Annotated in this window: 8 protein-coding genes and 1 tRNA gene; 3 read left to right on the forward strand and 6 right to left on the reverse strand. The window is 34.9% G+C overall.

What is annotated here, in order from left to right:
• Nucleotides 1-3: 3 nt before the first annotated feature.
• Both bamG and AAYQ05_RS20390 read right to left on the reverse strand, forming a co-directional pair.
• Nucleotides 4-1233 carry a BamG family beta-barrel-assembly machinery protein gene (bamG, locus tag AAYQ05_RS20385; RefSeq protein WP_343545114.1) on the reverse strand — a complete coding sequence of 410 codons (1230 nt, stop codon included), beginning with the start codon at nucleotides 1231-1233 and terminating at the stop codon, nucleotides 4-6.
• Nucleotides 1226-1960, reverse strand: a complete 735-nt coding sequence (locus AAYQ05_RS20390) for a type III pantothenate kinase (RefSeq protein WP_343545115.1) — start codon at nucleotides 1958-1960, stop codon at nucleotides 1226-1228. The genes bamG and AAYQ05_RS20390 overlap by 8 nt, the downstream gene beginning before the upstream one ends.
• A gap of 99 nt (nucleotides 1961-2059) precedes the next feature.
• On the opposite strand from AAYQ05_RS20390, the gene AAYQ05_RS20395 reads away from it, so the two are divergent.
• The 3 genes from AAYQ05_RS20395 (at nucleotide 2060) to AAYQ05_RS20405 (ending at nucleotide 4173) form a co-directional block, all read left to right on the forward strand.
• Nucleotides 2060-2132 (forward strand) — tRNA-Phe (locus AAYQ05_RS20395).
• Nucleotides 2133-2432: 300 nt separating this feature from the next.
• Entirely contained in the window at nucleotides 2433-3926 is a 1494-nt protein-coding gene (locus AAYQ05_RS20400; protein WP_343545116.1) for an MFS transporter, read from the forward strand.
• Between the two features lie 10 nt (nucleotides 3927-3936).
• Nucleotides 3937-4173, forward strand: a complete 237-nt coding sequence (locus AAYQ05_RS20405; RefSeq protein WP_177211167.1) for a DUF6814 family protein — start codon at nucleotides 3937-3939, stop codon at nucleotides 4171-4173.
• A gap of 106 nt (nucleotides 4174-4279) precedes the next feature.
• Here the strand turns inward: AAYQ05_RS20405 and AAYQ05_RS20410 are convergent, their stop codons facing one another.
• The 4 genes from AAYQ05_RS20410 to AAYQ05_RS20425 all read right to left on the reverse strand — a co-directional run bounded on the left by AAYQ05_RS20410 (nucleotide 4280) and on the right by AAYQ05_RS20425 (nucleotide 12705).
• Nucleotides 4280-7156 (reverse strand): alpha-amylase family glycosyl hydrolase, encoded by a 2877-nt coding sequence (locus AAYQ05_RS20410; protein ID WP_343545117.1) that lies wholly within the window; start codon nucleotides 7154-7156, stop codon nucleotides 4280-4282.
• A gap of 80 nt (nucleotides 7157-7236) precedes the next feature.
• Entirely contained in the window at nucleotides 7237-8052 is an 816-nt protein-coding gene (locus AAYQ05_RS20415; protein ID WP_343545118.1) for a SusE domain-containing protein, read from the reverse strand.
• Nucleotides 8053-8078: 26 nt separating this feature from the next.
• Nucleotides 8079-9686, reverse strand: a complete 1608-nt coding sequence (locus AAYQ05_RS20420) for a RagB/SusD family nutrient uptake outer membrane protein (protein WP_343545119.1) — start codon at nucleotides 9684-9686, stop codon at nucleotides 8079-8081.
• Nucleotides 9687-9723: 37 nt separating this feature from the next.
• Entirely contained in the window at nucleotides 9724-12705 is a 2982-nt protein-coding gene (locus tag AAYQ05_RS20425; protein ID WP_343545120.1) for a SusC/RagA family TonB-linked outer membrane protein, read from the reverse strand.
• Between the last annotated feature and the right edge of the window lie 83 nt (nucleotides 12706-12788).

The raw sequence follows: 12788 nt of genomic DNA on the forward strand, positions 1-12788 counted from the left end.
TGATTATTGGTATTTGCTCTTCACAAACCATTTATCGTTGAAAGAGAAACTTACGCTAAAATTCACATAATTTTCCTGCACTAAATCTGCAGCTGTTGTACCACGCTTACCAAACTCAATTCCGAAGTTTACATTTGAATAAGATTGTGGAATTGGAACTCCTACACCTAATGACATTCCGATATCTTTAATTGATTCGTTATTTACAATCAAACCGATTTTTTCGTATTTCAAACCAGCTCTATAGGTAATTCTGCTCATATAGCTAGTAAAAGATGCGTAGTTTGGAAGGTAATATCCTCCAACAGCATATTTAGAATAGCTTTCGTATCTTACATTGTTTGCAGCATTGTAATAATTCTCTAGCTGCCCATCTCCTTGAAAAGTCATATTTGCTCCCACAAGCCATTTTCTAGCTTCACCAACTCCTACTCCGATACTTAATTTGTTTGGAAGTTTTAGCTTTGTTGATTCTGTAGGAAAGCCATAAGGCTCTGGATCTCCTTGAACTGAAATAACTCGCGTATTATCTGAATTTAAATTACTTGCAAAAGAATAACTCAAACTAGAGAATATGCTCATCTTTTTATAGATCTTTTTTTGGTACATAGTCCCGAAACTAAATGCCATACCTGAAAGTTCAGAAGTATTTACTTCTGCTGTTCCATTTTGAACTCCTGTAACAGCTTCGACACTTGTTGTAGTAATTTTTCCAAAGTTATACTGTGCATCTACTCCGATATTCCAGTTTTTCATTATTTTGTATGACAAACCAAAATACACCTTATTTACACCACCTTTTCCATCAAGCTGTGAACTTGTTGCTCCTTCAGTTGCAGAATTGTCGTTACGGATTTTATACCCAACCGAAGTTACCGGTATCAAACCGAATGAAGCACCAAATTTTCCCATTGGGATTCCTAATGCTAAATAATCAAAAGTAGAGCGCTGTGCTTTTTCTGATGCAGAATCCGTTTTTAAATTTGAAGTAGCAAATGTTCCTCCAACTGTAAAAGTTGTCTGAATTAAGCTGGCATAACTTGCCGGATTTTCTAAATTTAAGTGAATCGTATCCTGCTCTACTGCAACTCCTGCCATAGATCTGTTCTCAAGAGTTCCCTTGAATCTCACATCTCCTATTCCGAAAAAAGAATAAGGCGAAGCAGTACCTTGTTGAGCGAATGAAACGAACGATATAAGCAAACAAGCGCTTAGTATTACTTTTTTAATCATTGTCGATTTTATATTGATATGTTTGGCTCAAACTTTCTAAAAGGAAATTTGAATTGGCAAATATGGTATTTTTTAATCGTTTAGCCAAAAAATCTGCATCGCCTCCCGTTAAAATTATGATAAAATTTGAAAACTCTTTGCGATATTCATCGATAAAACCGTCAATCTCATAGACGAAACCGTTGACAACACCAGAATGTATGGCTTGTGCCGTAGAGTTTCCTACATAAGAATCAGGCTCTTCTAAGGTTAGTAACGGTAGTCTGGCCGTAAAATTATGCAATGATTCGTATCGCAAACGTAGACCTGGAGAAATGGCTCCTCCTAAATAATTGTCTTTTTCGTCGATAAAATCGTAGGTAATGCAAGTTCCAGCATCTATAACTAAACGGTTTTGTTTTGGAAATTGAAGCGTTGCTCCTGCTGCCAAAATCATTCGGTCTATTCCTAAAGTTTTTGGAGTTGCATACTTATTATGGAAAGGAAAAATATCTTCGTGGGTAAAAAAATGAACTTTGAGTCTATTTTCGAAGGACAAAAATGATTGTTTTTCGATACTTCCTACCGAAGCAACAACCAAATCGGAGCATTTTGGATATTTTTCTAAAATTTTTTCAATTTTTTTTTCAAGTTCTTTTTTTTCAAAAACAAAATTCTCCAGAGTAGTATTTCCCTCAAAGACAGATGCTTTAATTCTAGTATTTCCGACATCAACCGTTAAAATCATATTTCCTTTTTTGCTTTTGCGAAGATACGAATTGATTTTTTCTAAAAAATGTTTTGCACAAACCAAAAATGATTATATATTTGCACCCGCAACAAGCACGGTACCTTAGCTCAGATGGTAGAGCAATGGACTGAAAATCCATGTGTCCCTGGTTCGATCCCTGGAGGTACCACAAAACCCGAATAGAAATATTCGGGTTTTTTGTTTTTTATACTTTTCTGTTTTATTTAACCGCAAAGTACACAAAGAAAAAAAGCGCAAGGTTCGCAAAGTTTAAAAATAACTTTGCGAACCTTTGCGTAAATCTTTGCGGTTAAAAACCTCTTCAAATTTACTTTAGTTCTTAAATCCAAAATGTCAACAAATTAATAGTTTTTGTTAAAAAAGTATTGACTGAATAAAAAAATATCTTCTATATTCGTAAAACTGTATTTTTCTTTTTCATTCATTAACAAGATCTCAAAGCAGTTTTATGAGCAAAACTTCTACTAAAGGCATTTGGAAAGTAATTTCGGCCTCTTCAATGGGCACCATGATTGAATGGTACGACTTTTACATTTTTGGCAGTTTGGCTGTCGTAATTTCAACAAAATTTTTCCCTAGTGACAATCCAACCGCAGCATTTTTATCTACTTTAGCCACATTTGCCGCTGGATTTGTAGTTCGGCCATTTGGAGCTTTATTTTTTGGAAGGCTTGGAGATATTATTGGCCGAAAATATACTTTTATGGCTACCTTATTATTAATGGGCGGTTCAACCTTTTTGATAGGCTGTATTCCAAGCTATGAAACAATTGGTTTTCTAGCTCCTTTATTGGTTTTGATTTTACGCTTACTACAAGGTCTTGCTCTTGGAGGAGAATATGGCGGCGCCGCCACGTATGTTGCCGAGCATGCTCCACCGGGAGAAAAAGGATATTGGACTTCATGGATTCAGACTACTGCTACCGTTGGTTTATTTATTTCTCTGATGGTTATTCTAGCTACCAAAAATATACTTTCTCCTGAAGCTTTTGATCTTTGGGGATGGCGCGTTCCTTTTTGGGTTTCTATTGCTATGGTTGGAGTTTCCTATCTGATTAGAAAAAATATGGATGAATCTCCTGTTTTTGCAAAGGCTAAAAAAGAGGGAACGACAAGTGCTAATCCGTTAAAGGAAAGTTTTGGAAACCGATACAATTTAAAATTTGTGCTTTTGGCATTGTTTGGAGCCACCATGGGACAAGGTGTTGTCTGGTATACGGGACAATTTTATGCGATGAGCTTTATGAAAACAGTAATGAATGTCGATTCTTCGCAGGTTGATGAACTATTAGGTATTGCTCTTTTAATTGGAACCCCATTTTTTATTGTTTTTGGATGGCTGAGCGATAAGATTGGCCGTAAATATATAATGATGTTCGGAATGTTGATTGCTATACTATCATACAGACCTATTTACAAGATGATGTACGATACGACTGATGTAAGCAAGAAAACAGAGATTCTTGAAACTCCAAGAATTAAAACTGAAAACAATGCTGACGGAAGTTCGATCACAATTACAGAAAAAAAATATACAGATGGAACAACCGTGGTGGAGAAAAAAACGTACATGCACAAAAAAGATGCTCAAACTAGCATTTCAGTAACAATTAATTCAAGCGATAAATGGACATTAACCTTCTTAGTTTTTATTCAAGTACTATTTGTAACAATGGTTTATGGTCCTATTGCAGCTTTCCTAGTCGAAATGTTTCCAACCAAAATTAGATATACCTCTATGTCATTGCCTTATCATGTTGGAAACGGAATTTTCGGAGGTTTACTTCCAGCTATTTCTACTTATTTTGTATCTCACGCCAAAACAGCTGGCAAAACCGATTTTTATCTCGATGGATTATGGTATCCGATTATTATTGCAGGAATCTGCTTTGTAATTGGAATGATTTATATTGACAACAAAAACAAAACTACTCACCTTTAAAATTTAAAAAATGAATGCGATTAAACAAGTTTTAGGGGCTTTATGGATTGCTTTAGCGGCTGCAGCGGCTTATTTCTGTGTCTTTGAATTTGGTTTACCTAAACTGCTTTCGGACCAACAAGACGATCTGGTATTTGGTGCCATTATTTTATTTATACTTACACCGCTTATTGTTATGGGTTTAGGAACATTTGGATATTATTCTCTAATTGGAGAATACAACGATACGAAAAGAAAAAACAAATAAAACCTATCTTAAAAAAATCGAAAAGGGCTGTCTGCAATGTGCAGAACGGCCCTTTCTCATTACTAACCTAACCAAATTTTTAATCTGTTAAGATTTATTTTTAAGTTTATCTTTTAATAAACTTCATCACCTGAGTTTTGTTGTTTTCGTCAGAAGCTTTTACAACGTACAATCCTGATTGCAATTCACTTACGCCAAATTGAGAATCTGGAACGCCTTTAGAATTAAAACTTTTGACCAGCTGGCCTGAAACAGAATAAATTTGAACCTTTACAAAACCTGCATTTAAAGTAAAATAATCTGCAACTGGATTTGGATAGAGATTAACAGAATTCCCCTTTTCAAAATCTTCTATCGCTAAATTTGCGACTTTGTTACCGTAAATTCTATATTCTCCTGCTGGAAGATTTATAGCAGCATTTACATCTGTTACTGCAATAGTAGTATTATCCATTAAATTATACCAAGTTCCGGCATACGGAAAACCAGTCGCAATGTTTTGAGCCGTAGTATCAAAATTGGCTAAAATCAAAACGTCTTTCAGCTGTGCAGAAGTCAAACTGCTGTTTGTAATTTTGATGTTTACTGCCAGAGAAGCAACATTCGCCATTGTTGCTGTTCCTAAAAATACTGGCTCAGTTTTTTTAAGTGTAATCATTTTAGCCCAATCGTTATAAATTTTATTACGATTAGAATTCCCTAGCCAATTGTTTACCCACTGAGGTTGTGGTTTAGTATCTAATTTACAATCTCCCCCTGTAGCGTCTGAGTCTGTATTTACTGAATTGTCATTACAAGTAAAAATAGAACTCTCCCAGCCTAGCTCCCCAAAATGCCAGATCATTTTTGGCCCTGGAACCATTAATGAAACCGCACCAATTGCCGACATTCTAGACAAAGCTGTATTTAATGTTTTTACATTATAAGCACCATTTACAGCTCCATACTGTACATTTTTATACATCAAACGTTCTTCGTCATGACTTTCAGCATAACCCATTAAACGATTGGCAGCAAAACCACGATTTGCACTATTCATTCTATAAATATTGCTTTCAGAAGCATATCCCATCGACAATTGATTATACTCTTTTGTCATTTTCCCCCACATCATAACACCTTTACTTGGTGTTTCTGTTACCCTGTAATTAGCCCACTCTTTTTCTTCTGCGTCTGTTCCTAAATGTTCAAAAATGGTATAATGCGTTGGATCTATTGCCCAAGAAAAATCAGCATATTTTTTCAGAATATCAACACGATCTTGTTTGTAAGCATCGGTGCAAGCACTATCGCCCGCTGTACATAATTGTGTAAATCCCTTTGTTAAGTCCCAACGGAAACCATCAATTTTATATTCTTCAATCCAATGTTTGATCACTCGATTTACATAATACTGCGTTTTTAGTGATTGATGATTAAAATCTTCTCCTACACTATAACTATGTTTTGCTACTGTATTAAAATAAGGATTCTCTGCAGTCGGCGATCCAAAACCATCTCCATCTGGATCATTCATCCACATTCTCACCATCGGGTTTCTTCCGAAGGCATGATTTAATGCAACGTCAAGAATTACTGCAATTCCGTTTTGGTGACACAAATCAATAAACTCTTTTAGTTTATCCGAAGTTCCGTAAAACTTATCCAAAGCCATATGAAATGAGGTATTATAACCCCAGCTTTCATTGCCTTCAAATTCCATTACCGGCATTAATTCGATTGCATTTATTTTTAAATTTTTAAAATAATCTATTCTATCAATCAAACTCTGATAACTTCTTGACGCATCAAAATCACGAACCAAAACTTCATAAACGACTAGTTTCTCTTTTTCAGGTTTTTCAAAATTGGTTACCTGCCAATTGTATGGAGTCTGTCCTGTTTTTAAAACTGTCACTTCAAAATTTTGTCCCGCTGGATAAACGGGCATATTTGGATATTTTGAAGCAGGAATTGAAGAATCATCATAAGGAGACAATACTAATGTAGAATATGGATCTGCAATTTTTACCAATGATGACGAATTGGCAATTGGCGTAGTGTCTACAACCCAATATTGATAGGTATTGCTGACACCAGAAACCAATCCTGTTAATTCCAACCAGAATTTACCCGTAGTCGGATCTTTTTTCATGGCATAAGCAGATGTTGGCTGCCAGTTATTGAAACTTCCTGCAACATAAACAAAGTCTTTTAATGGCGCATCCAGAACCAAAGTTGCTTTTGTAGGATCTGCAGCATTATAATTAATTCCATCCTCAAGACCCGCTGGCATAGCTTCAGAAACTGTATTTGGATTTACGACCACTCCAAATTTCTTTGAAACGGCTGTAGTTCCTTGTGTTGCAATCAATTCATAAGTCTGATTCCCTGTAATATTAGCATGTGTATAAGAATAACTTGAAGTACTTGCGTTTGTATTGATTGTTACTCCGTTAGATTTCAAAGTGTAGCTTCCAGCTCCACCTGTATTTGTTGCCGTAATATTAAAACTTGAACCAGAGTTAATAATCGTTGTACTGTTTTCGGCTGGCGAAGTTAATGTTACTTGAAAAGATCCTACTTCAACTATAATGTCTTGTGACTTTTTATCGCCCGTTCCGTCTTTCGTTTTAACCAAAAAACCAATTCTTCCTATTCCGTTTCTTGCGAAATAAGCAGAAGGGGTAATTGTTTTAGTATATGTATCGGTTCCTGCATTATAGGTAAATTCACTTGCTTCGTTGGATGAAGTCCAAGTTCCATTAGAGGGACTATCTGATTGATTAATATCATTTACATCAAAAGACCATGACCAAAGATATAATGCATTAGTGGTACTGATTCCCCATGAAGTTTCATTAACACTATTGCCATTAATTGTAATGGTAATAGGCATCGTATCTTCAAAAGTAGAAGGATTTATTGAGTAAGTAACTGTTTGAGGCTGGGCAAAAACGGTTACTACCATCAATAAAAATATTGATAGTAAAATTTTTCTCATAATCTTGTGGTTTGCGGTTAGTTAGTCTGATTAAAAAAGGGCTATCTGGAGATAGCCCTTTTTGTATAACACATTAAAAACTAGTCTAATGTTATTTTTTTCGCACCATTGTCAATAGTTAAAACTCTTGGTCCAGTTGGTCCAGTATATTTAAAGTTACTGTCACCGTCACCCGCGTTTACTAATTCGTCATCAATAGTATAACCTAATCCAGAGTAGTAAGTATAGTTGTGGCTTGCATCCCAGTTACCATTACTTGTAAAGTTATTTCCTAAGAATTCTCTAAACGCTTCTCCGCTTTTAAGAACAACTGTTACTTGATAAACATCTGTTTTACCAACTACTAATGGGAATTCAGTTTCAGCATCACCATCCCAAGACCATCCTCCTGGAGTAGCAGCACCAACTAACCAGTGAGAAGTTGCTAATGGTGTGTGATAAGGAGTTGCTTTAAAAGTATAGAAATTAGAATATTGCGCTTCTGCTCCAGTACCAACTGTAGCTTTGATACGAATATCAACATTGTTTTCTTCTTTCTCAATAAAACCTCCATTAACCAAAGCAGAGTTTAATTCTGCAACAGTTAAAGCTTTATAACGCGCTGTAGTAGTAGTAACAGTGACTGGTGTCGCAAATTTTGTTCCCGCTTTTGCAATCTCGATAGTATAATTGATAACCGTTGCTGTACCATCATACTTTGCATAATCCCAAATTACTGTTGTAGCAATCTCATTTTCATTTTCTTTTGTAAGAACAATGTTGAAATCATTTTGAGGGCTAAGCAAAACTGGTGCTGATTCTGGTGCAATTACTGGTCTTTCTTCTACATCGTCTGCATTACATGACACCGCTAATACACCAATAAATGCGATTAAAATTTTATATATATTTTTCATTTTGTCTATTTTTTTATAAAGGTTAGTTAGTATCCTGGATTTTGTTTTAAAGTTGGGTTAGCTTGAATAGCTCGTGACGGAATAGGCATCAAATCTCTGAATGAGTCTGTACCACTACCATTTTTAACGCCACCTTTCCATTGCCAGATTTTAGACGATCCTGTGAATTTACCAAAACGAATCAAATCTGTTCTTCTATGACACTCCCAAAATAATTCGCGAGCTCTCTCGTCTAAAATAAAATCCAAAGTTAAATCTGTAGTCGTAATAATACCTGCACTAGCTCTTAATCTAATTTTATTTACATATTCTAATGCTAATGCAATATTACCTGTAGATGCTCCTCTAAGAGTTGCTTCAGCATACATTAAATACACATCCGACAATCTAAACATAGGGAAATCTGTATCAGGAATATTATTTCTTTGTGCTGCAGATCCATCAGAATTTATGTTTGAATATTTTGTAACTGCATAACCATTTGTAAACACTCCATAATCGGTAACATCTAAAGTTTGTCCATTGGTATAAAAAGTTCCTCTTTTATCCAAAGCTGCATTTACATCAGGGAATAGTCGAACAAATTCAGGTCTTGTTCTAATACCAGACCAGCCTCCGTCCATACCTTGATCAGCTGCCACCATGCTTCCTCCAATAGATGCGTGAAGAATAAAACTCATTCCTCCTCCTGTTGCTCTAATAGCATTACCATCTCCAACAACTGGGAAGATAACTTCATTTTGAGCTCCATTTCTATCATTATCCGCAGCAAACAAATAGTTATATGGTACATTTGCAAAAGCGTACGAAGAACCTGTTATAATTTCATTACAAACTGTAGCAGCTTCACTATATCTTTCTGTTCCAATATAAACTTTAGCATTTAAATAAATTTGTGCTAACAAAAATTTAGCTGCAGTTTTATCAACTCTTCCATATTCATTTGCTTTAGAAGGCGATAAAGTATTATCGATATCCTTCAATTCAGATTCTATAAAAGCAAAAACTTCTGCTCTGGTTTTTTGTTCTGGGTAGAAGAAACCAACAGGGTCTTTTTCAGTAGTAATTGGCACATTCCCGAACAAATCCATTAAATTATAATACGAAAATGCTCTTAAAAAACGAACTTCTGCTCTAAATCTCTCAACTTCTGCTTTTGTTGCTGTATCAACACCACGCTCAGTTAATTTTTCATCTGTCGTTTGTCTCAAGAACTCATTAGCAACGCTAATTTCATAAAATGCTCTTGAGAAAATCCCGTATAAAAACTGGTTACTTGGACTCCATTTTTGTCCATTTATCGCTGGCAAACCATCATCAGACCAAGCAACAATAGCTTCATCAGTAGGAAACTCCTGAGTAACAAAAAGCAAACGCAAATAACTGCTAAAATCACCCCCAAGACCTGAAATATCAGGTTGCCCGTCACCATCATTTCCTCCTACATACAAACCTGCATATAATTTTGCCAATACTTGCTTGTAAGATGCAGGATCTTTAAAAAAGTCATCCGAAAGAAACTCATCATCATCTGTTGGCTTCACATCTAAATCGTTCGTACACGAAGTAAGCGTCATATTTAATCCTAAAATTAATAGGAAAAAATAAGATATATATTTAAATGATATTTTCATTTTATTGATTTTTAAAATTTTATTTTTCAATGTACTATTAGAAATTTGCATTTACTCCAAACAAGAATGTTCTAGCTCTTGGGTAAACGTTATTGTCTATTCCGTTGAATTTTTCAGGATCCAAGCCATTGTATTTTGTAAGAACAAAAACATTTTGAACTCCCGCTGTAAATCTTAGTGACGCTGCTTTTAATAACGTTTTATTAAAAGTATATCCTAATACAATGTTATCCAACTTAATGAAAGAAGCGTCTTTTATAAAGTAATTTGAATAATTACGCTGTGTTCCATTAGAGTTACTTTCAGTAGTAAAGCCAGTATTAAAGTAATCTGTAGTTATGTTAGCTAAATCAGATTGTCTTCTTAATCCTGCTTCTAAATATCCTTTATCAGAGCTTACGTTATCGAAAATATAATTTCCTAAACTAGCTCTCCAGTTCATTGAAAAATCGAAATTTTTGTAATTCAAAGTAGAGTACAATCCAAAAGTATAATCTGCTGTTGGCTTGTGAAATTTGTAACGGTCAGCATCTGTAATAACTCCGTCACCATTTCTATCTGCATAAGCACCTTGAATTGGTCTTTTGTTTGCATCATATAATTGCTCAAATACAAAGAATGAATTTGGCGCATATCCTTCTGAATGTATTAAAATTTGGTTTCCAGTTCCTCCAGCAATATTATCTCCTGTCAAATATCCTTGGAATCCAGGAATTGTATTTCCTAAATCAGAGATTTTCTGGTCAATGTAAGTTGCATTAACTGCAACATTCCATGTTAATTTATCATTTTTAATAATATCAGACTGAAGGCTGAATTCCACCCCTTTTGTTCTTACACTACCAATGTTACTATAACCTTGGTTTCTAATATTTGCTCCATCTGGCACAGGAATATTTGCTAATAAATCGCTTGATTTTTTATCAAAATAGTTAACCGAACCAGTCAATCTTTCATTAAAAAATCCAAAATCAACTCCTAAGTTCATCTCAGCAAGATCTTCCCATTTTATATCTTCATTATATCCTTCAGGTCTTGCAGCTCTGTAAATAACTCCGTTAAAAACATATTGCGTATTAAGTGTCCCTAAAGTCACACGACGTAAGTAATCGTATGCAGGCGGAATATCTTGTTGTCCTGTAGTACCATAACCTACTCTTAATTTCAAACTAGACAAAGTCTCATTATCTTTTAAGAAAGCTTCTTCTGCAACGTTCCATGCAAAAGCTCCTCCCGCAAAATTACCCCATCTGTTTTCTTTAGAAAAACGAGAAGTTCCGTCTCTTCTGTAGTTTACAGTTAATAAATATCTACTGTCGTATCCTAAATTCAAACGTCCAAAATACGATTGCAAGTTAACGTCTGGATCTGTAGTAACATCTGCAGGCGGATTTGGCTGTTTAATATCTCCTGAATTAAATCCTTCACGCTGGAACAGCTGATAGTTGTATCCTGCAGTAGCATCAATTTTAAACTTTCCTAAATCTTTAGTATAATTAAAGTAAGTATTTAAGTTTTTGTTCTGACGGTGATCTGTATAATGCGTATATCCTCCTAAATTAGTCCAGTTCCCTTTATCAAATGTTGTAGGCTGATATCCTAAAATACTCTCAGTACTTATAGCATTATAACCATCACTATCAAATGCATCGATACCTGCTTCTGCAACGATTCTCAAATCTTCAAAGAAATGGAATTTATAATCTAATCTAATATTACCCCATTTTCTTGTAGAAGTTGCTCTTCTGTCTTCTTGATTTAATCTTGCCACAGGGTTTCTTGCTGGCAATAATGGTACATTTCCATTTGGCTCAAGCCATTCAAAGTATCCTCCATAACGAGAACCTGACTGATAAACTGGCTGTGTTGGATCGAATATGATTGCACTACTAATTACCGCTCCTTCATTTTGAAATTGATTTTTTCCAAAAGCTAAATTTCCAGTAATGTCAATTTTTAAGTGATTGTCAAAAAGAACTGGATTCAACGATAACGATGTCGTAGTTCTTTCAAAAGAAGTGTTTCTTAATATTCCAGGATTATCAACATTTCCAACAGATAAACGTGCTGGCAATTTATTGAATAAAGAACCGCTTACAGAAATATTATTGTTTGTTGTTAAAGCAGTATGGAAAATTTCATCTTGCCAATCAGTATTTGCCGTACCTAATAAAGCCTTTTGGGCCGCAGTACCTTTTTCATTTACTAAAGCACGATATTGATCTGCACTTAATACGTCAACAGTATTAGCAACAGTATTAATACCAACCTGAGAGCTAAAGTTAACTTTTACACCGCTTTTTGTACCTTTTTTAGTTGTAATAACAATTACACCATTTGCAGCACGAGAACCATAAATTGCAGCTGCAGAAGCATCTTTAAGAACAGTAAAAGATTCAATGTCATTAGGATCAATTGTAGACAAAATACTAGTTGCACCATCAGGAACTGAATTACTCATTGGAAGTCCGTCAATAACAATTAATGGTTCATTAGAAGCACTTAAAGAAGATCCTCCACGAATTCTAATATCTGCCTTTGCTCCAGGAGCACCGCCTCCAACAACATTTACACCAGCAATACGTCCGCTGATTAATGTCTCAGGAGTTACGTTAATTCCTTTATTAAAGTCTTTTGCAGCAATTTGAGAAACAGATCCTGTTGCATCTTTTTTCTTCACAGTTCCGTAACCAACTTGCACTACAACTTCTTTAAGCTGATTGGTGTCTTCTTCTAAAGTAACGTTAAGTGTTTTTTGACCGGTGTACTCAATTGTTTCTGTTTTGTAGCCAATAAAAGAAACAACAATCTTGTTACCATTTTTAACATTTGATAGCTGGTAATTTCCATCAAATCCAGTTGATGCACCGTTTGGAGCACCTTGTACATTTACATTTACTCCTGGTATTGGCTGCCCTGTTGTTTTATCAACGACAGTTCCTTTTAAAGTGTTCTGAGCCAACACTGTAAAAGGCAACAATAGGAATAAAAATAACAACTTTTTGTAAATTGTTTTCATACTTTTTGTTTAAATTAGTTTTGAGTTTTTGAACGTTAGTTAAGTTTTTAATTTTACTTCGAATTTCAAAATTATGAATTTAT

The organism is Flavobacterium movens, assembly GCF_039581425.1.
Taxonomy (GTDB): domain Bacteria; phylum Bacteroidota; class Bacteroidia; order Flavobacteriales; family Flavobacteriaceae; genus Flavobacterium; species Flavobacterium luteolum.

What these genes read in the sequence shown, in the direction of transcription:
- bamG (WP_343545114.1), bottom strand. Translation starts at nt 1,233, where the DNA reads ATGATTAAAAAAGTAATACTAAGCGCTTGTTTGCTTATATCGTTCGTT.
- AAYQ05_RS20390 (WP_343545115.1), bottom strand. Translation starts at nt 1,960, where the DNA reads ATGATTTTAACGGTTGATGTCGGAAATACTAGAATTAAAGCATCTGTC.
- AAYQ05_RS20425 (WP_343545120.1), bottom strand. Translation starts at nt 12,705, where the DNA reads ATGAAAACAATTTACAAAAAGTTGTTATTTTTATTCCTATTGTTGCCT.
- AAYQ05_RS20415 (WP_343545118.1), bottom strand. Translation starts at nt 8,052, where the DNA reads ATGAAAAATATATATAAAATTTTAATCGCATTTATTGGTGTATTAGCG.
- AAYQ05_RS20405 (WP_177211167.1), top strand. Translation starts at nt 3,937, where the DNA reads ATGAATGCGATTAAACAAGTTTTAGGGGCTTTATGGATTGCTTTAGCG.
- AAYQ05_RS20410 (WP_343545117.1), bottom strand. Translation starts at nt 7,156, where the DNA reads ATGAGAAAAATTTTACTATCAATATTTTTATTGATGGTAGTAACCGTT.
- AAYQ05_RS20420 (WP_343545119.1), bottom strand. Translation starts at nt 9,686, where the DNA reads ATGAAAATATCATTTAAATATATATCTTATTTTTTCCTATTAATTTTA.
- AAYQ05_RS20400 (WP_343545116.1), top strand. Translation starts at nt 2,433, where the DNA reads ATGAGCAAAACTTCTACTAAAGGCATTTGGAAAGTAATTTCGGCCTCT.